The sequence below is a fragment of the Blautia sp. AM47-4 genome, from assembly GCF_003479865.1.
GTDB classification, from domain to species: Bacteria; Bacillota; Clostridia; order Lachnospirales; family Lachnospiraceae; genus Fusicatenibacter; species Fusicatenibacter saccharivorans.
Genome location: NZ_QUHY01000006.1, coordinates 25,200 through 42,140, shown reverse-complemented (window position 1 = coordinate 42,140; position 16,941 = coordinate 25,200). Strand labels below are relative to the sequence as shown.

26 protein-coding genes and 1 pseudogene are annotated in these 16,941 nt (G+C 47.9%); 1 reads left to right on the top strand and 26 read right to left on the bottom strand.

The window, feature by feature from the left end; all coding sequences use genetic code 11:
* Nucleotides 1-44: 44 nt before the first annotated feature.
* The 9 genes from DW965_RS22480 to DW965_RS19770 form a co-directional block, all read right to left on the bottom strand.
* Nucleotides 45-356: a hypothetical protein gene (locus tag DW965_RS22480; protein ID WP_330420937.1), complete on the bottom strand. Its 312-nt coding sequence runs from the start codon at nt 354-356 to the stop codon at nt 45-47.
* An 86-nt stretch (nt 357-442) separates the two neighbouring features.
* Nucleotides 443-784, bottom strand: a complete 342-nt coding sequence (locus tag DW965_RS22475; RefSeq protein ID WP_330420936.1) for a macro domain-containing protein — start codon at nt 782-784, stop codon at nt 443-445.
* A gap of 467 nt (nt 785-1,251) precedes the next feature.
* A complete protein-coding gene (locus DW965_RS20920) occupies nt 1,252-1,416 on the bottom strand; it encodes an oxidoreductase Fe-dependent alcohol dehydrogenase family (RefSeq protein WP_022462483.1) in 165 nt (54 codons plus the stop codon).
* A gap of 138 nt (nt 1,417-1,554) precedes the next feature.
* Nucleotides 1,555-2,898 (bottom strand): MATE family efflux transporter, encoded by a 1,344-nt coding sequence (locus tag DW965_RS05630; RefSeq protein ID WP_118601192.1) that lies wholly within the window; start codon nt 2,896-2,898, stop codon nt 1,555-1,557.
* A gap of 20 nt (nt 2,899-2,918) precedes the next feature.
* On the bottom strand, nt 2,919-3,113 hold the full coding sequence (locus tag DW965_RS05625; RefSeq protein ID WP_022462481.1) for a DUF4224 domain-containing protein: 195 nt from the start codon (nt 3,111-3,113) through the stop codon (nt 2,919-2,921).
* Nucleotides 3,114-3,226: 113 nt separating this feature from the next.
* Complete coding sequence (locus tag DW965_RS05620; RefSeq protein ID WP_119198133.1) at nt 3,227-4,117, bottom strand: LysR family transcriptional regulator; 891 nt, start codon at nt 4,115-4,117, stop codon at nt 3,227-3,229.
* A 302-nt stretch (nt 4,118-4,419) separates the two neighbouring features.
* On the bottom strand, nt 4,420-5,337 hold the full coding sequence (locus tag DW965_RS05615) for a radical SAM mobile pair protein B (RefSeq protein WP_118601191.1): 918 nt from the start codon (nt 5,335-5,337) through the stop codon (nt 4,420-4,422).
* Between the two features lie 254 nt (nt 5,338-5,591).
* Nucleotides 5,592-5,912 carry a flavin reductase gene (locus DW965_RS19775; protein WP_243036440.1) on the bottom strand — a complete coding sequence of 107 codons (321 nt, stop codon included), beginning with the start codon at nt 5,910-5,912 and terminating at the stop codon, nt 5,592-5,594.
* The gene (locus tag DW965_RS19770) at nt 5,852-6,094 is read right to left on the bottom strand and encodes a hypothetical protein (RefSeq protein WP_243036432.1); all 243 of its coding nucleotides are present in this window, start codon (nt 6,092-6,094) and stop codon (nt 5,852-5,854) included. Before DW965_RS19770 ends, DW965_RS19775 begins: the two co-directional genes overlap by 61 nt.
* Before the next feature lie 154 nt (nt 6,095-6,248).
* Between DW965_RS19770 and DW965_RS05600 the strand changes: the two genes are divergently transcribed.
* A complete protein-coding gene (locus DW965_RS05600; RefSeq protein WP_055218319.1) occupies nt 6,249-6,602 on the top strand; it encodes a winged helix-turn-helix transcriptional regulator in 354 nt (117 codons plus the stop codon).
* A gap of 82 nt (nt 6,603-6,684) precedes the next feature.
* Here the strand turns inward: DW965_RS05600 and DW965_RS05595 are convergent, their stop codons facing one another.
* The 17 genes and pseudogenes from DW965_RS05595 to DW965_RS19765 form a co-directional block, all read right to left on the bottom strand.
* Nucleotides 6,685-7,248 carry a DNA-3-methyladenine glycosylase I gene (locus tag DW965_RS05595; protein WP_055218321.1) on the bottom strand — a complete coding sequence of 188 codons (564 nt, stop codon included), beginning with the start codon at nt 7,246-7,248 and terminating at the stop codon, nt 6,685-6,687.
* A 3-nt stretch (nt 7,249-7,251) separates the two neighbouring features.
* Nucleotides 7,252-7,455 (bottom strand): annotated as a pseudogene (locus tag DW965_RS22470) (TIGR04076 family protein); the annotation flags it as partial.
* Between the two features lie 174 nt (nt 7,456-7,629).
* Complete coding sequence (locus DW965_RS05585) at nt 7,630-8,556, bottom strand: ketopantoate reductase family protein (RefSeq protein ID WP_118601189.1); 927 nt, start codon at nt 8,554-8,556, stop codon at nt 7,630-7,632.
* Nucleotides 8,553-8,675 carry a hypothetical protein gene (locus tag DW965_RS20915; RefSeq protein WP_330420935.1) on the bottom strand — a complete coding sequence of 41 codons (123 nt, stop codon included), beginning with the start codon at nt 8,673-8,675 and terminating at the stop codon, nt 8,553-8,555. The genes DW965_RS05585 and DW965_RS20915 overlap by 4 nt, the downstream gene beginning before the upstream one ends.
* The gene (locus tag DW965_RS05580; RefSeq protein ID WP_330420934.1) at nt 8,672-9,394 is read right to left on the bottom strand and encodes a class I SAM-dependent methyltransferase; all 723 of its coding nucleotides are present in this window, start codon (nt 9,392-9,394) and stop codon (nt 8,672-8,674) included. Before DW965_RS05580 ends, DW965_RS20915 begins: the two co-directional genes overlap by 4 nt.
* An 11-nt stretch (nt 9,395-9,405) precedes the next feature.
* A complete protein-coding gene (locus tag DW965_RS05575; RefSeq protein WP_243036430.1) occupies nt 9,406-10,140 on the bottom strand; it encodes an alpha/beta fold hydrolase in 735 nt (244 codons plus the stop codon).
* Nucleotides 10,141-10,189: 49 nt separating this feature from the next.
* On the bottom strand, nt 10,190-10,684 hold the full coding sequence (locus DW965_RS05570; RefSeq protein WP_118601187.1) for a hypothetical protein: 495 nt from the start codon (nt 10,682-10,684) through the stop codon (nt 10,190-10,192).
* On the bottom strand, nt 10,684-11,385 hold the full coding sequence (locus DW965_RS05565; RefSeq protein ID WP_055267104.1) for an L-2-amino-thiazoline-4-carboxylic acid hydrolase: 702 nt from the start codon (nt 11,383-11,385) through the stop codon (nt 10,684-10,686). Before DW965_RS05565 ends, DW965_RS05570 begins: the two co-directional genes overlap by 1 nt.
* Nucleotides 11,382-12,257 carry an MBL fold metallo-hydrolase gene (locus DW965_RS05560; RefSeq protein ID WP_118601186.1) on the bottom strand — a complete coding sequence of 292 codons (876 nt, stop codon included), beginning with the start codon at nt 12,255-12,257 and terminating at the stop codon, nt 11,382-11,384. Before DW965_RS05560 ends, DW965_RS05565 begins: the two co-directional genes overlap by 4 nt.
* On the bottom strand, nt 12,254-12,862 hold the full coding sequence (locus tag DW965_RS05555) for a class I SAM-dependent methyltransferase (protein ID WP_117760434.1): 609 nt from the start codon (nt 12,860-12,862) through the stop codon (nt 12,254-12,256). The genes DW965_RS05560 and DW965_RS05555 overlap by 4 nt, the downstream gene beginning before the upstream one ends.
* 1 nt (nt 12,863) lies before the next feature.
* Entirely contained in the window at nt 12,864-13,478 is a 615-nt protein-coding gene (locus DW965_RS05550; protein WP_117760435.1) for a class I SAM-dependent methyltransferase, read from the bottom strand.
* A gap of 361 nt (nt 13,479-13,839) precedes the next feature.
* Entirely contained in the window at nt 13,840-14,469 is a 630-nt protein-coding gene (locus DW965_RS05545; RefSeq protein ID WP_118601185.1) for a flavodoxin family protein, read from the bottom strand.
* Nucleotides 14,466-14,972: a prolyl oligopeptidase family serine peptidase gene (locus DW965_RS05540; RefSeq protein ID WP_243036429.1), complete on the bottom strand. Its 507-nt coding sequence runs from the start codon at nt 14,970-14,972 to the stop codon at nt 14,466-14,468. The genes DW965_RS05545 and DW965_RS05540 overlap by 4 nt, the downstream gene beginning before the upstream one ends.
* A 5-nt stretch (nt 14,973-14,977) precedes the next feature.
* A complete protein-coding gene (locus tag DW965_RS20380; protein WP_256372848.1) occupies nt 14,978-15,109 on the bottom strand; it encodes a hypothetical protein in 132 nt (43 codons plus the stop codon).
* A 134-nt stretch (nt 15,110-15,243) separates the two neighbouring features.
* The gene (locus tag DW965_RS19295) at nt 15,244-15,348 is read right to left on the bottom strand and encodes a flavodoxin family protein (protein WP_117760438.1); all 105 of its coding nucleotides are present in this window, start codon (nt 15,346-15,348) and stop codon (nt 15,244-15,246) included.
* Between the two features lie 14 nt (nt 15,349-15,362).
* The gene (locus DW965_RS05530; protein ID WP_055267130.1) at nt 15,363-16,217 is read right to left on the bottom strand and encodes an aldo/keto reductase; all 855 of its coding nucleotides are present in this window, start codon (nt 16,215-16,217) and stop codon (nt 15,363-15,365) included.
* A 222-nt stretch (nt 16,218-16,439) separates the two neighbouring features.
* Nucleotides 16,440-16,808 carry a RibD family protein gene (locus tag DW965_RS19765; RefSeq protein WP_243030577.1) on the bottom strand — a complete coding sequence of 123 codons (369 nt, stop codon included), beginning with the start codon at nt 16,806-16,808 and terminating at the stop codon, nt 16,440-16,442.
* Nucleotides 16,809-16,941 lie beyond the last annotated feature (133 nt).

Below are 16,941 nucleotides of genomic sequence, written 5' to 3'. Positions count from 1 at the left end.
ATTTTTGAGAAGAGCTTTCTGTCAATATTTGCTTTCTTGTAGCACTATGCATCCGTCATACCGCTTTCCTCAATCTTTCGAAGCAGCATTTCTGAAAAGCTCTCATCCATCTGCCCCAGCGCCTCTTCCAGAGACTGACTGCTGCAGGATTTACAGATTGCTTCGGGCGGCAGCGGGACAGATGCAGCTTCAAAGCAGGATTCCTCTTGCCATGCTTCGGAACACCGACTCTGTTCTGCCCTCCTGTCGGTATGTTCTTCCACATACCTGTCATCTATGTACACTGCGATGTCATCAAACAGCTTTCCGCTAATCTGATATGTCTTTCGGTCAAAAATAACGATATAGACCATCATCTCGTTTTCCAGCAGAAATTCGCTGATGGTATCGACTGCAACCTTCAGAGCCTGGTCTTTTGGATAGCCGTAAACACCGGAAGAAATCAGTGGAAAGCTACAGACTGACAGCCATTTTCTTTCGCCAGATTCAAAGATGTCCGATAACAGGATTCCAGAAGCTCCTGCTCCCGATGCCTGCCATCCCTCCAGCGCGGACCGACTGCATGGATCACATATTTGCAGGGCAGGCGGTATCCCTTTGTAATTTTTGCACTGCCGGTTTCGCAGCCATGCAGCGTACTGCATTCTGCAAGCAGTTCCGGTCCGGCCGCACGATGAATGCAGCCGTCCACACCGCCGCCGCCCAAAAGGGACGTGTTGGCAGCATTGACGATTGCGTCAACGTTCATTTTTGTAATATCGTTTCTGATCATTTGCAACGGCATGAAGCACCCCTCCCATTCGTCCAGCAGTTGAAAATCAACATTAGTAAATAAAATATCCCATAACATAAGCTTCTTTAAAAACACTTTGATTCTTGACTCCAGGAACTTTATCGAGATATTCCATGTCATTACTTGCAATCTTAACTCTTTTTAAGTTAAGATGCAATATTTGAGTTAAAAGTAGTTGAAAATCAACATTATTAAAAATCATTTTCGAAAAAAGTCCGGTGTAGCATGAGCATTACACCCACACTGCACCGGACATTCCACATCATCAACTGCTCTGTCTATTTTCTTCTTCCTGCTCATGCAGCTGCTCTTTTTTCTACTCGTCCCCTTTCAGGATTTCTTTGCCACAATGTCAAGTGATGAATTAAAAAAAGACAAGCAACATCAAAGAAAAATTTCTTTCACAGCACTTGCCTTTTTCTATTATATTATCGTTATAAAAGCTCCTACTTGAATGCTTACAAACTGTTCTTCAAAATCTCCAATACCTCATCATGATTCAACACCTTATATCCACCTTCCATGATGATGGTTCCATTTGCAATACCATGTAACATTTCTTCTGTTGCCCCCAACTCATGGAGATTCATTGTAAGTCCCAGTTCTTTCATCCAAACTTCCATACAGGAAAGCCCTTCTCTGGCAACCTGTTCATCAGCTTTTCCAGCAGGATTGACCTCCCACACATTCACAGCAAAACGGCAAAACTTGCTAAGACCATAAGGCATAATATACCGATATTGAACTTATTATAAATGAATCTATATCACCTGAAATGTTTTCCATTTTCCGGACTTCTGCCTCCAGAAGAAAATGACCGCCCGAATGCTCCAGTCACAAACCATTGCAATAGCAATCCCGATCACGCCCATTTTCAAAACAATTCCCAAGAGCCATGATAAAAGCAGACGCACCGCTATCGTGGAGATAACCGAAACATACATGGTAAATTTCACATCACCCGCTGCCCGCAGCCCATTACTAAGCGCACCGGAAAAGGGATATGCTGCTGCATTAAACACGTTATGGATTAAAACCAGCCAGATTACAAGCCGTTTGGTCTCCGGCTGCAAAGCATAAAATTTCATAAAGAATGGAGTCAGAAGAAAAATCAAAAGATTCCATGCCGATGAAATCAGCAATGTGATTCTTGTCAATCTCTTAAAATAATGCTCCGCAGCATCTGCATTCCCATTTCCCATACACTGTCCAATGACCGTTATAAATACGGGACCCATAGCGACTCCCGCCAGCGCAGCCAATGACCAGATACTTTGTGCAACACCATTTGCAGCAATCTGATATGTTCCAAAAAGTGCAACGATACCGCTTAATGCTACTTTGACTAACTGGAATATACCGTTTTCCATCCCATTTGGAATAGCGATTTTTAGAATTTGTTTCATGAAATCCACATTCCACCGGAAAATCCACTTGCAGCGATAGAACACTTCATTTTTTCTCTGAAAACAAAGTACTGTAATCATCACGGCTGAAAATGTCCGAGCGATCAGTGAAGGGTATGCAACACCTGCAACACCTGCACGCAAAACAAATACACCAATGAAATTTCCAATAACATTGATGATATTGGAAATTACCGACAAATACATGGTCACACTGGTTTTTCCAATACTGCGAAAAAGGGCAGCGCCAGCATTGTAAACCGCCAATGCCGGATAGGAATATGCAGAAATCCTAAGGTATGTAATACAAGAGTGCATCACAGAATCTTCCACTTTACCGAACATCAGACGAAGCATCCCTTCATTTCCAATTAGAACCATCACTGCGATCAGTATGGAAAAAATCGCAGAAAATGAAAGAAGCTGACTGGCGGATTCTCCAGCGTCATCATTTTTCTTTCTACCAATATACTGGCTGATCACAACCGCCCCTCCAGATGCCAATGCTGTAAACAGATAAATAAAAATAGTATTGAACTGATTTACCAGTGAAACACCGGATACTGCCGCTTCTCCTGCGTAGCTGACCACCAGTGTGTCCGCCATCCCTACAAGCATTATCAGCAGCTGCTCTAAAAACAGGGGAATAATCATAGCCATCAACTTCTCGTTTGAAAACAGAGTTGTTTGCTGATTCACGCCTTTTCCTCCTCTTATTGTTATTTTTTTGTTTTACAGATCATATAATCGATTGCATCAAGTGACTGCTGCTTTTCATGTACCTCATCAAGCAATTTGTACCGATATTTTCGCAACATCCTTATCTGCATTTCTTGATCTTCGCATCCTGAAATTTTTGCGATTTCTTCTTTGCTTAATCCGGCGTTTATACGGGAATCATAATCCGGTTTCATGAAATGGCACTCCCTCCTCAATAAAAAATATAGGTGCAGAAATTAAAGCTGTTTGCTTTATCTCTACACCTATATTATAATTTTCTAATTGAATTATATCAAATACTTAGTTTTTATGGTTTGTCCATGCCTAAAAAGCATTGAATATGTTTGATGAATTTTGTGGTTGCTAAGCTAAACGGCTGACCACGTTTCCATGCTAATACACTTGTTGCTGTAAGTGGCGGATCAAGCGGTCTGAATGTAACCTTTGATTGATTCCAGAACGGTACAGCCCCTTCAATCACCAATGAATATGCCAAGCCTCCATTCACCATAATTGCGCTGTTCGTACTTAAATTGCTGGTAAAAACAATATCCAGTTTCTCATAGTAGTTACCAAACCAACTTGCCAACTCACTCTGCACATTCATACGCCTAGGAAGAATCAAAGGCAGTACAGACAAATCTTTTGCGCTTACCGTTTCTTTCTTGGAGAGTGGATCATCCGATTTCATCAGAACCACCCATTTTTCCCTTATATTCAAGCGAATAAATTCATATTTTTCCATATCAACCGGCTCAAGAAGCAAACCAATATCCAGTAGTCCCTTCTCCATTTGTTCCTTTACCAAATCTGCTGTGGCTGTAAAAATGTCAAAAGTAACACGGAGATATTTCCGACGAAAGGACTCAATTATTTTAGGAAGAAGTTGTACAGCAGCAATTTCTCCACACCCAATGGAAATTTTACCTTCCACCTGTTCCTCTTGCTCCACTAATTCTTTTTCTGTCTTATCTACAAGCTGCAAAATTTCTTCCGCACGACGGCGAAGAAGTATTCCTTCATTTGTCAATTTGATTTTCCGTGTCCCTCTATCAAACAGCTTTACACCAATATCTTCCTCCATCTGTGCAAGCTGACGTGAAAGTGTCGGCTGCGTGATATGTAAAACTTCTGAGGCTTTTGTGATACTTTCTTCCCTTACTACAGTCAGAAAATATCGAAGAACTCTAATTTCCACGAAAAATACCTCCCAAATTCATCATGCTTAATAAGTATATTTTAACGTATCTATACTCGAAAGGCAATAAAAAACATCTGCTCATCGTATGCTTACCGGTAATATAATTTTATGTAAAACTTGATAAACCCCTATCATTTAATCGTTCTGTCTACATTGTAGAGCGGGGAAAATCGAAAAACAATGGACGGAGTACAAGTCCTTCCAAGAGGGATAAGAAAACTTCTGAATGGGTAAACAGTGCTAAAAAAGGTTCTGACATTGAAGCACAGCTCCATGTCAGAACCCATTTATTTCACAAATTATTTTTTGGGGTTGCGTCTCCCAGTGTTTTCCGAGCCACGCACTTCCTCATGGTAAAAGTAATCCACAATGACCGGGTGCCCAGGCTCTGCCCGGCCGTAGGGCAGCTCGTTGTCCACGAAGGGACAGCTGTTTTCTTTCGCCAGCCGTTCCGCTTGATCCTCCAAACCACGGAAGTAGCTTCTGTCTCTCTTGTTGTAGATAGCGTTGTACAGCGGAACCAAGTCAGGATGTTTTTTACGTATATAGTCAAGGATGTCTTTTTTGAATCCGCCTCGCAGGTTTAGATTTTCCAGCCACACCAGGTCGCACTGATTTCTGACCTGATGGAAGATAGCCTCAAAATCCGTGATACCGGGAAAAACCGGAGCGATAAAGCATACGGTGCGGATACCTGCGTCATAAACCTGCTTCATGGCATCCAGCCGTCGCTTAATGCTGACGGCATTGTCCATATCGTTTTTGAAATCCTCGTCCAACGTATTGATCGACCAGGAAACCGTGACCTTTCCCAGTTCTTTCAGGAGGTCGATGTCACGGATTACCAAGTCTGACTTGGTACAGATGAGAATTTCTGCCTCACTGCCCCGGAGCTGTTCAAGAAGCTTTCGGGTGTTCTGAAACTGAGCCTCCTGGGGCAGATATCCATCGGTCACTGAACCGATGACTACGCGCTGCCCTTTGTATTTTTGCGGATTTTTGATTGCCGGCCAATGTTTCACATCCAGGAATGTACCCCACGGTTCGGTGTGCCCGGTAAATCTCTTCATAAACGAGGCGTAGCAGTATTTGCAGCCATGGGTACAGCCCACATAAGGATTGACGGAATAGCCTCCCACCGGCAGGGTGGATTTTGTCATAATATTTTTGGTTTCTACATCCTGAATCAGAATGCCGCTCTCTTTTACTTCTGCCATGTCTTTTGTTCCTCCAATACCCGGTAAAAAGCCGTGGGAAATTCTTGTACCATCTGTGCCTCTCCCATGATAGGTAGCAGATCTTCTTTCATAAATACAGGGATGCCAAGCGCATGGGCCTGATGTGTCAGGTTCCACACCCATTCCGGTTTCGATACGGCTTTGCCCTTCCTATGTCCGGTCTCAGTCCCAATGACGATCCACTCAATTTAATACAAACAGCCACCGCTGATGCCTCCTTACCGTTTTAAGATTTAGCCTTCTGCCGCAGGTGCAACTTTCCCGAAGCCGTTCCAGGCATACAGGCCCTTCTTGTCCTCATCGCCCAGGAACTTGTCCACCTGACAGATGTGCAGGATATGGTCGCCCACCTCCACCGACTGCTGCAAGGTAGCCACCATCGCCAGCCGGGTGTCCGCCGGAATCTGGATGTCGCTGCCCTCCACAGCCATCATCTCGATGTTGTTGGCGGCCGCCTTGTCGGTCTCGGCTCCGGTAGATGCTCCGCAGGCCATTACTGCGCCAGCCAGACTCTCGCCGGGAACAGTGACGACGACTTTGCCGGTCTCACGCACACGCTTGCCGGTGTGGGACTGTTTGCCAGTGGCGAAGCCACCATAGGCGGATTGAAGGAGAGGTAAGACACAAAGCAAATGGGAGCCAGGTTCGTAGAACCATCCTCCTTTTTAGAGCAGATCAGTGTCAGCGGATTGGGGGAGGTCAGAACAGTAGCCTCCATAATGTTCAGTTCTTTCATAAAATTCAGACCTTTCTAAGAGATTTCAGTCGTTGACTGTATGGCCAACCAGTGATATATTTATTATATCTGATAGCAATTTTTGTTCAAGTACGCAAATTATTTATACCTGGTATCAAAAAATATACTGCAAAAGACGAGGAACGATCCAATTATGACTTATGAAGAATTCAAAGAAAAGGTTGGCAGTGTCATTCTAACCGGCGAGGGAAACTGCCCGGTCACGCCGGTGGTTCAAATGCTGCAGGGCAAATGGAAACTCCAAATTCTCTATGAACTGTGCATCAAGTGTCCTATGCGGTTTGGGGAACTGAAAAAGATGCTAAAGCCAATTACAAATACGGCGCTGACAAATGCCCTCAAAGAGTTGGAAGCCGATGATTTGATACAGCGAATCCAATACAACGAGATGCCCTTGCGGGTGGAATATTTCCTTACTGAGAAAGGTCGTGACCTGCTGCCGGTCTTTTACGCCATTTCCCAATGGGGAATGAAATATATACCATGATTCTAACTATATTAATATCTGTATGATAATAGCCGGGAGGCATTGACAATTTGAGTCAACTTCCCGGCTTTTTATGCATTCTCTACTGCTGCAAAGGATTCAGGAAGCAACCTGATTCATGAGAGTTGATAACTCCCACCGCCTGCAAATAGGCATAGATGATTATGGTCCCAACAAACTTCATGCCCCGCTTTTTCAAATCTTTTGAGACGGCATCAGATAATGGTGAGCTAACCTTGTCTACTTCTTGGATGATTTTTTTCTCTGTCCAATGCCATAAGTATCGGTCAAAACTGCCCCACTCTTGCTGTATCTTTTGAAACACTTGTGCGTTGACCACTGCAGCTCGTATTTTCAGCCGGTTACGGATGATTCCAGAGTCAGCTTGCAGAGCCGTCAATTTTTCTTCGCTATAAGATGCCACTTTCCGTAAATCAAACCCATCAAAAGCACGGCGAAACGCTTCCCGTTTATTTAAGACACATTCCCAGGTGAGACCTGCCTGAAAATTCTCCAAAATCAACATTTCAAACAGCATATGGTCATCGTGGACCGGTCTGCCCCATTCCTCGTCATGGTATCGCAGATAAGTGGTATTAGTTGGGCTCACCCAATGGCATCGAATCTTTCCGTCTGCCCATTGCATTTCTTACTCCGCCTCCAAGAGAAAAATAACAGGTCGGATGCCGTCTGGACATGCAAACACACCAATCGTATCATCATTGAGCCAAGTGCCAGACGGCTGAACCAGTTCCCCCAAGGATAACTGACGCACCATGGGAGCAATCACCTGCCAAGCAACGCCACACATCCCATCCGGCGGATTGATGCCATCGCTGTACAGCACTTGACCTTTCTGATGAAAAGGACGTTAGTGAGCAAGATAAATCGCCGGACATCCCACACGCAGTTTTAAATCTTTGTATGGCTTTTGCAGTGTCTGCATCATAGCACAGCACCGCGATCAGCTGCTTTTGAAAGGAACCGGCAAACAACGCCCACATTCCAAAGGGCATTCCAGCGTATTTCATTGCAGATACCTCCCGGCTTCCGCTTCCAGTGCCTGCCATACTGGGTAGGCTGCGCCGTTCGCATCGAAAAATTTCTTGAGATCCCGGTTCAGCGCACTCATTTCATCGATGGCGTTCATTGCGTGGTCGGAGGCGCAGAGCTTGCCCAGCGAGGTGACACACATCAGCTTGAAAAAGCGCAGGCAGGTCTTGCGGTATTTCTCCCCTTCAAAGTCTGCATCCTCCTTGGGCAGAATGGTGTGCCCGGCATCTCGGATGGCGCGGTATCCCTCGATGTTGGCATCCAGCACACGGTTCAGGTACGCGGTATCTCCCCTGAGCTTTTTCAGGTCGCCGTCTGTCTTATAGCAGGCGAAGGCCGCAGGCATCACAAACGCGGCATGGCAGAGCAGATAGTCCTCCATGTTCGGCTCGTAAACAACCTTATATTTTGTGCCATGGAAGATGCGCCCGATCAACTGTTTATTGGAGGTTGCACCCGTCAGCTGCCCGATGGTAATCTTTTTCAGGTCGATGGAGACCACCCGGTCAGCCTCCCGATGCCCGGCAGAAAGCGCAAAGGCAAACAGGACGTTCTTTTCCGGCAGTGCCGCCGCCTGCGCCCTCGCCTGCACATTGTTCCCCACAAAAACGATGTTCTTCGTCCGGTTCACCCGCAGCGTGTCCAGAACGGAATCCAGCTGTGTATAGCGCAGGACTACAAAGATCACATCGTACATTGCATCCGGTGCAAGTTCAGTCACCACCGGAATGCGGCTGACCGAGGTGCGGAGTGAAAATTTGTCCTTGATCCGCAGGCCGTTCTGCTTGATCTCCGCAGCCCAGTTTTCCCGCGCAAGCAGAGTGACATCCTTTCCGGCGCGCAGCAGATTTCTTGCCAGATTGCACCCCAGAACGCCTGCACCATATACCAGAATTTTCATAGCTTGCCTCCAAATCCGATCTTCACGATCTGCATTTTCATCCCGTTGTCCCCGACCTTGGCGAGAAATCGGAAAAAGCCGCTGACGGAAGGGTCTTTCAGGTCGTTGTAGCCCATCATATAGCCCCTGCTGGATACCCGTAACCGGCTGTCCCACTCGCCAATCTCCTTGGGAGCATCCGAAACCGCGAAATATGCCCTACATCCTTGATTTTTGCCGTTCTGAGCCATGTTTTTGCGATCATCTTCACCGCCGTACGGTTGGCAGCATCAAAGACCAGCACTCCGCCTGGGAAAGCGTCCGCCATCCCCTGCACCAGTTCCCGAACCTGCTCCGTCAGGAAGTAATAGAACACCCCGGAGGCAAAGAACACCGCCCCGCCGGAGGCATCGATCTTGTCAAACCATGCGGGGTCTTTCAGGTTGCAGGGGATGTTTTGCTCCCGCTCCCCGGCGGGCAGCAGCTGCTGCCGCAGGGCAATCACATCCGGGAAATCCAGATTGTAGATCTTGTATCTGCCATTGTCGCAGGCTCTACCGGTGTTATCCAGCCCGCAGCCCAGATTGACCACTGCCGCGCAGGGGTGATTTTTCAGGTACGCCTGCACTTCAAAGGCAAGGTCATTCTGCCGCATGGCGACCTCCAGCGCACCGAAACGCTGCATCAGGCTGCGGGAATTTTTCTCTGCCTCTGAAAAGTCGTAGTCGATCTGGTCGATCAGACGCACCGCCGTTTCGTCCCGGTAAAGGTTCGGATACAACTCCGTACACAGCTTCCGTGAATACAGCGGGAGGATCAACGTCTCCTGCACGGTGTTTTTCTCGATTTTGTATTTCATATCGGGTCCTCTCACTTTCTGATAAACGGCAGCTTCGGCATACCGTCCTGTTCAGCGATAAATGCCAGCATCTCAGCAAAGCCCTTCGGATCACGAATCTGATATTGCATGTGATCGTATCCCTCAAATACGGGATAATTGCCGCAGGGATAGGCTTCTATCACCGCTTGACGGTATTTGAAATGATCTTCTATGCTGCCAAACTCGAAATAGAGATGCTTTTGCAGTTCTTCGGAAAGTGCTGGAAAGGGTTTATCCTCCAGGCTGTCCAGAATCTGTCGCCGCAAATTTGTGTAGGTCAGATTTTTCCCAGCGTCTATAAAATACGACTTTATGGAATCGTCGTCACACCACAGTATCTTTTTCAGCGTACCGCCCTTCGACCAATATAGGCTCTTGATGGCAAAATACAGAAACGGCGTCATGATACGGCGCGTGCCCTTTCCGATTTGGGCGAACTGCCCGCCGTCAAAGAAAGCGTGCTCCACAGGCAGCTTCGTCTGCGTCAGAAACGCCATGGCAAGGTCTGCACCGATGGAAGAAGCGACCACCATCGCCAGCCGCTCCACGCCCTGTCGATGCAGAAAGTCCTCCACCTGCCGTATTTCGTCCTGCTTGCTGACATATTTCTGCCCCTCGCAGTAAACGGTGGAGGTGGGCAAGATGCAGAAATATCGATCCTGCAAATACCTCGCAATCGGTTCGCTGCTCGCTCCTGTCACACCCATTGCATGAAAGAACAGCACGGCAGGATTCCTCCTGTCGCCATATGTTTGAAGCAGCATTTCTATCACCTCATATTTTCATAAAAAGCATCATAATCGCCGCCAGTACTGCCGAAATGACCGCCATACCAATTGTGCCGAACAGCCACTTTTTGCCCTTATCCTTGGCTGTAATGTAGGGTTTCAGGTCTTCCGTTCCCGGAATTTCCCATGCGTTCGTATGTCCTACCCAATAGCCGTCAACCCAAAATCGGTCTATGAGATTCATAACGGACAGTATGACCAGCAGCTGCCAGAAGCCCTGAACGAAGCCCTTTGCGCCGTTGAGCGCATAGACGCAGACCAGCACATAGGCGATGTATCCGGGGACGCAGACAGCTTTAAAAATCAAAGCATTTCGCTTGATTTTCGCGTGTGTTGTAAGTCCCAGCGTTACGCACCGCTCCTGCACCTCCTGGCTGTAAAGATGCACCATGCCCACCGCGCCCTTGCAGATACCGATGGCGCAAACCAAAATGAGCAGAACGCCCAGCCCGATGCCTTCCAAAATCACCTGTAAAAGCATTACCGATTCCTCCTGAATCCCGCCTCATCCCGGTATTCGGGATGTCCCTTCAAGTACGGGTCTTTATCGCCGCAGATGGTGTAGTCGCATCGGCAGCCGTCCACGCAGGTGGTCGTTCGCACCAGCTTGGCATGGAGCAGTTCCATGGACGCATAGTCCACATTGCACAGGGCGGGCATGATGTCCGTAAGACCGTGCCGGATGGCGAACTCCGCCGCCGGACACGACGTAAACTCATAATAAATAGGCTTGCCGTTTTCGTAAGGCGCAACCGACATCTCGTAATCGTGCCATTTGTCGCAGCCGCTTTTCGCACGAACAAACGCCCTGTACATCAGCTTCCTCCAGAACGGCTTGTTGCAGTCCACGAATTTCAGCTTGCGGAAGGTCGGCAGGATCAGATTTTCCTCCATCTCTTCAATTTCACGGAACGAAGTAATTGCTTTGCAGACCACATAATAGCTCATGATGGCGATGCAGTCGTAGGTGCCGCCTACGCCGTTGTGAAAATTCTTTTTACCGCCGAGGTCGGTGCGCCACTTGGAAAGAAGCTCTGCGTATCTCAGCTGCACCTGCTCCCAGACCGCCTCGCGCTCCACCTCCGGATAGTGCAGAGTGATTTTCGCCAGAATTTCCTTTTTGCAGGGTTTGGAATATAGCACATGGCAGCTACGGTCAATTTGTAATTCGCTGTCCCTCATCTTCCCACGCCTTTCAGAAAACCGCTCTTTGCATTTTCTTCGGTGTCGTCCGATTCGTCGTAGGCATCATAGGGTGCCGATGGGTCATGTACTCGTTTTTTGAATGGTGAACAGTGCTTGTCTTTGTGGGCAAACGCAAAGGCAAAATTGTCCGTCCATCCCGTGTGACCGGTGATGAAATATGGATGCAGCCCACGTGCGCGCAGTTTCCGCTCCAGCTCCGCCAGTGACTGCACAGCCAGCTTATTGTCCTCCGCCAGCGAGGAAATGAAGCTGTAGCCGCCGTCCGCGCCAAACCACAGCGTGTCGCCGGTAAAAAGGTACTTATCGTCAATGAGGTAGACCATATGTCCCCATGTATGACCAGGAACCAGAAAACACTCGATCCTGACGCTGTCAATATCAAAGACCTCTCCATCGTGAAGCAGCTGCTTTTCGTTGTAGATGGTCACTTGCGGCAGCTTATAGAGATGATAAATAACCTTGCGGCGTGTTTCTCCGATCAGATACCGGTTCTCGATCTCGCCGATGTACAGATTCGCATTCCGGAACAGCCCCGGACTGTCTGCTTCCACCGCACCCACATGGTCGGTGTCCTGATGGGTGATAAGGATATGGTGTATCGACTTCGGATCAATCCCAAGCCAGCTCATTTTTTCGGCAAGGCGGTCGTAGTTATATCCCGCATCGACCATAATGGTCGTATCGCCTTTGTGGTAGAAGAAGATGTTCGCCACCCATTCGCGCACGCAGGCAACATTCTCGTCGATCCAGCCGGTGTTCAAAGGCTTGAAGATTTCCTTGCCCCGGTACATCCAGCTCATTGCTTTTCTTTGAAATTCCGTTGCCTTTTCGACATGATCGCACCTCATTTCTGTGCTGTGACACACAGCCAGCCCTTTTTATTTTTGTGACTCTGAACCCTGCCAAAGCCTGCTTGCTCCAGATACACTTTCAGATCAGCATCCGTATAGATGGTCATACCGTTAATGATTTGCGTCCATTTGTCGTCTTTTGCTGTTTCACCGTTTGCTTCGTTACAGATGAAAAAAGTCCCGCCGGGCTTCAGCACCCGATAGACCTCTCTGAAATTCTGCGCAAGTTCCGGCCAGAAATAGACCGTTTCAAATGCGGTCACTACATCAAACTGCTCCGCTTCAAACGGCAACTCTGCTACACTTGCCTGCTGCACAGTACACTGCCCTGCTGCAATGGCACCTGCATTGACCTTTCGCGCTTTTTCTACACTGACTGCTGAATAGTCGATGCCCTGCACCTTGCCCTTGGGACACAGCTTCAGCAGCGTTTTGATGTTCGCTCCACCGCCGCAGCCGCAGTCCAGCACCATGGCATCCGGGGCAGGCTGCAAAAAATGCAATCCCCACGCTGCCATTGCGCTGTGCCCAAAGTTCATCATAGCAACCATGATCTTTCCGCTAAAGCCTACGGGCTTGCGGGTGTTTTCAAAGAAGGACATATCACACCTCCGATTTCACACATTCCGTATAGGTCAGCGGAAAAGAGGCCTTTAGAACAACACTTTTTCGCACTGTCCAATCATTCTGTTGCAGAAATTTTAGGTATTCTTCACTCGTCCACTTGCTGTGGAGAGGAAAGCCTGCCAGATTCATGAAAAAGGCTTTGACCTTGCCGGGAAATGAGTTTTCTGCGTGCGTAAAGGTAGGCGCGATCAGCACACCGTCATCCTTCAGCACCCGTTTGATCTCTCGCAATGATTTTTCTGGCTGAGGCACAATGTGCAGTGCGTTTGATACGATTACCACATCGAATGATTTGCTCGCGTATGGCAGAGAAAACATATCCTGCACGGAAAAACGCAGCTTCGCAGAGTAATTCCCCCGTTTGGCCTCTGTAATCATTTCCGGAGAGGCATCCGTCGCCTCGATGTGTGCCGCTGCTTTTACGATGTGCTTGGCGATCAGTCCCGTTCCGGTAGCCACCTCCAGCACTGTTTTGTCTTTCACGACCGGACGGATCAGCTCATACATTTTCTCGTATACTGCCCTGTCTTTTCGCATAAAGCAGTCATACAGACCTGCATTTCTGTCCCAGAAATTCTTGTGTTCTCGCATTGCTGTCTCTCCTTTTATAGTTAGATTTATCTAATCAGCACGTGCACGCTGATACGTTAGGTTCGGCTAACTCACGTATTTAGGAAAAGCCGCATTTCTGCGGCCTTTCGGCTTATACAAATAGCTTGCTGCAAGCATCTCACATCTGTATTTTCAGCCACTGAGGATAACGCCTCTCGATCTACTCCTTATGGAAACAGCCAAAATCTATTTTCACACCATTGCGGTGACTTTTGCTTTCTTATCCATATTATATCATGCTCACTTCTTTTTTGCAAGGACGGTCATGCCAAGATCCACGATGATTTTTCCAATCGTTTTGCTTTGCATTGGGGTTGACCTCCTATCCTTTATTGGTTCCTTATCGAATGAAATTTGTCATTTCCCACGGTTCTTCCGGGGGCAGAGGCACCAGCTTGCTGCCTACCTCTTTGCACTTGAGATAATAAGCCATATTATGACCCAGTGTTCGAAGAGTCGCAAGGCCCTCACGGTCCTGCATTACTTCCTGCGGTGTTGTTCCATGCATCATGTTCCAATAACGAGACGTAATAATAGGCATCTGCATCAGACCAAAATACTTGTTCAGCTGATCCCATGTAGCCGTCGTTCCGGCTCGTCTAGCCGACATAATCGCCGCTACAGGTTTCAAATAGAATCGTCTGCCGCCTCCGTTTAAATCGGCATAAAAAGCACGGTCCAGAAAAGAAGTGATTGCACCGGCAGCTCCTGCCCAGTGGACCGGCGTTCCAAATACAAAGCCATCATAATCCTCTGCCAATGACAAAAAATCGTTTACCGTATCCTCAAACACGCAGCGATTGCGGTCATTGCACTTGTGACAGGCGATACAGCCGGAAATCGGCTTATTGCCAATCCAGAACGTATCGGTATCAATCCCGTTCTGATTGAGTGCCTCCGACACCGCACACAGTGCTGTATAGGTGCAGCCTTCCCGGTGAGGGCTGCCATTTACAAGCAATACCTTCATGATTCATTCTCCTCCTTGGTGTGAGACAAGACCCAGTTTAAAACATCATATTCCCCAAAAACCACATTGCCGCCGCCATGATAATTGCTGGTAACGCCCCGCTGAGCGAACCATTCGTCATTTGGTGTCTGGATCTGAAGAACATTGCTGATCTGCTCCTCGCTCCATCCAGCTTCCTCATAGGCATCATGGAGACTGTTGTAAGCACTCCATGCCCGCTGGGAACCATAATACTCATCATGTTCTGCCATAAAAATATAGACAGCCGTGCCATTTTCCGCAATGGGCGCATAGTCCCCATCCCACTGAGATGCTCCGTGGAGATAGGCTGCATAGAGGTCCGGGCGCATAGATACTGCCTGGGACATGGTTTCCCCGCCAGCGGAATAGCCCGCAGCATACACCCGAGACACATCCACAGAAAAGTTAGCAAGGAAATATTCCGTCAGCTCAATGGCCTGCCGAGCCGACGTATCATGCCAATCCGTCAGCTGAGCAGACACAACGATCATATCCTCCTGAAGCTGCGTCCAGCATAGGAACCCATCCCCGTCCAGGTTCGAACCGGAAGATAATATCTGTAATGGATCGTCCCCGTTTCGCCCTCCAGAATCTGTTCTGCAATAATCCCTGTTTTCATGGACGATTTTTCCTCGCCAGAGGAGATGGCACTGGCTGCATCAGTCTCCGGTTTTATTGTTTCCGATGGCTCAGAGGATACTGTTTCTTCCAGATGCACTTCAGCTGAAGGGAAAGCCGTACATCCGGTACTGTCTAAATTTCAGCCAAATCTGCCTTTATGTACTCCGCCATCTGGTGTGCGATTTCTCTGGTATTCCCATTGGAGACAGAGTAGTAAACAACCAGTATCCTGCTCATTGGGCTTTCCCCCTTTATACGATTCGCGTTTTGCCCATATTGGTGAGCATTTCCACTGTGGAAGGATCGTAATGGTCAAAGAACAGACTCTTTCCTTCATCCAGAGTGCGGATGGCCTCCATATCTGCTTCACTCAGGGAGAAGTCAAATACATCCAGGTTCTGTTCCATCCGCTCTTTGTGAGTGGATTTTGGGATCACGACTACATCGGACTGGATCAGAAACCGCAGGGCAGTCTGTGCAGCCGTTTTTCCGTACTTTTCGCCAATTTCAACTAGTACAGGGTTGGTAAAACAGTTTTTCTTCCCTTCGGCAAAGGGGCCCCATGCCTCGTGCTGCACACCGTACTTTTTCATGTATTCGTGCGCAGTTCGCTGTTGCTGAAACACATGGGTTTCCACCTGATTGACCATGGGTGCAATTTCTGCGAACTGACACAGATCGATCAGTCGGTCCGGGTAGAAGTTGGACACGCCAATAGCCCGCAGCTTTCCCTCTTTGTATGCTTCCTCCATGGCTCGGTATGCGCCGTAATAATCTCCAAAAGGCTGATGGATCAGCATCAGGTCAAGGTAGTCGGTTTTCAGCTTGTGCAGGGATTTGTCGATGGATGCCTTTGCCTTTTCATAACTGGCGTTGGACATCCAGATCTTGCTGGTGAGGAACAATTCCTCTCTGGGTACGCCACATTTCTGGATAGCATTGCCTACCGCTTCCTCGTTTCCGTAGGACTGAGCGGTATCAATCGCGCGATACCCAACTGAGATTGCATCCAGTACACAGCGCTCGCATTCTTCGTTCGAGACTTGGAAAACGCCGTATCCCAGTTTTGGCATTTTAACGTTGTTATTCAATAATACATATTCCATCATAGATAACTTCCTTTCTGTGGTTTCACAACACCTCTCCAGGCATTGCTGGATAATCTTTTGTTTCTGATTCTATTGTAAAGGTTTCTGTAAGATTACAGAAGTCTCGATTCGTTATAAAGTATTAACCTTTAGCTTTCCACTAATACGAAAACAAGGTACCTGTTGAAACAGATACCCTGCCTTGTAAAATCATTCTATTGATTAGACGAATATGCCCGTTTATGGCCGGGTGTAGCGCACCCATAACACATTCGGTACAACTGTCTGCACCTCTTTAAGATGAAATGCAGTCGGTTGCCAGGATGGCAGAAAATCAACTTGGGTAAAGGAACTGACACCGTTGCCGCCGTCGGCTACCGGGGCAATGACTAGACTCAACTCGTCCACCAAATTTTCAGCCAAAAACGATCCATTGACGATCCCGCCGCCCGCCAGCATCAGTTTGTTGATGCCAAACAGTCGATGCAGTTTCTCCAAAAGCAGAGTGCAGTTCAGTCGTTTCTCGCCGGCAAACAGATAGGAAACCCCTTGATTCTGTAAATAAGACAGGTATTCTGGAGCCACCTGCTCCGTCAGCGCCTCGATCACATGGGCGGCCCTTTTTTTCGATGGACAATCCGGAATAGGCCAGCTGACCCTGTGGGTCCACTGCAACAATGAAATTGCCCATGGCCTTGCCTGTCGGGTTTACCCAATCCGCTCGGGGCGGAGTGGACATCAC

Bases quoted from the DNA above. Each gene is read 5' to 3' on its own strand.
- DW965_RS05580 (WP_330420934.1), bottom strand. From the start codon at position 9,394: ATGAAATACAAAATCGAGAAAAACACCGTGCAGGAGACGTTGATCCTC.
- DW965_RS20920 (WP_022462483.1), bottom strand. From the start codon at position 1,416: ATGGAAGTTTGGATGAAAGAACTGGGACTTACAATGAATCTCCATGAG.
- DW965_RS05585 (WP_118601189.1), bottom strand. From the start codon at position 8,556: ATGAAAATTCTGGTATATGGTGCAGGCGTTCTGGGGTGCAATCTGGCA.
- DW965_RS19770 (WP_243036432.1), bottom strand. From the start codon at position 6,094: ATGAAAGAACTGAACATTATGGAGGCTACTGTTCTGACCTCCCCCAAT.
- DW965_RS05570 (WP_118601187.1), bottom strand. From the start codon at position 10,684: ATGCTTTTACAGGTGATTTTGGAAGGCATCGGGCTGGGCGTTCTGCTC.
- DW965_RS19295 (WP_117760438.1), bottom strand. From the start codon at position 15,348: ATGAGCAGGATACTGGTTGTTTACTACTCTGTCTCCAATGGGAATACC.
- DW965_RS05545 (WP_118601185.1), bottom strand. From the start codon at position 14,469: ATGAAGGTATTGCTTGTAAATGGCAGCCCTCACCGGGAAGGCTGCACC.
- DW965_RS20380 (WP_256372848.1), bottom strand. From the start codon at position 15,109: ATGAAAACAGGGATTATTGCAGAACAGATTCTGGAGGGCGAAACGGGG.
- DW965_RS22475 (WP_330420936.1), bottom strand. From the start codon at position 784: ATGCCGTTGCAAATGATCAGAAACGATATTACAAAAATGAACGTTGAC.
- DW965_RS05550 (WP_117760435.1), bottom strand. From the start codon at position 13,478: ATGCGAGAACACAAGAATTTCTGGGACAGAAATGCAGGTCTGTATGAC.
- DW965_RS22480 (WP_330420937.1), bottom strand. From the start codon at position 356: ATGATGGTCTATATCGTTATTTTTGACCGAAAGACATATCAGATTAGC.
- DW965_RS05625 (WP_022462481.1), bottom strand. From the start codon at position 3,113: ATGAAACCGGATTATGATTCCCGTATAAACGCCGGATTAAGCAAAGAA.
- DW965_RS05565 (WP_055267104.1), bottom strand. From the start codon at position 11,385: ATGAGGGACAGCGAATTACAAATTGACCGTAGCTGCCATGTGCTATAT.
- DW965_RS05560 (WP_118601186.1), bottom strand. From the start codon at position 12,257: ATGAGGTGCGATCATGTCGAAAAGGCAACGGAATTTCAAAGAAAAGCA.
- DW965_RS20915 (WP_330420935.1), bottom strand. From the start codon at position 8,675: ATGATGGGCTACAACGACCTGAAAGACCCTTCCGTCAGCGGCTTTTTC.
- DW965_RS05530 (WP_055267130.1), bottom strand. From the start codon at position 16,217: ATGGAATATGTATTATTGAATAACAACGTTAAAATGCCAAAACTGGGA.
- DW965_RS05595 (WP_055218321.1), bottom strand. From the start codon at position 7,248: ATGCAATGGGCAGACGGAAAGATTCGATGCCATTGGGTGAGCCCAACT.
- DW965_RS05600 (WP_055218319.1), top strand. From the start codon at position 6,249: ATGACTTATGAAGAATTCAAAGAAAAGGTTGGCAGTGTCATTCTAACC.
- DW965_RS05555 (WP_117760434.1), bottom strand. From the start codon at position 12,862: ATGTCCTTCTTTGAAAACACCCGCAAGCCCGTAGGCTTTAGCGGAAAG.
- DW965_RS05615 (WP_118601191.1), bottom strand. From the start codon at position 5,337: ATGGCAGAAGTAAAAGAGAGCGGCATTCTGATTCAGGATGTAGAAACC.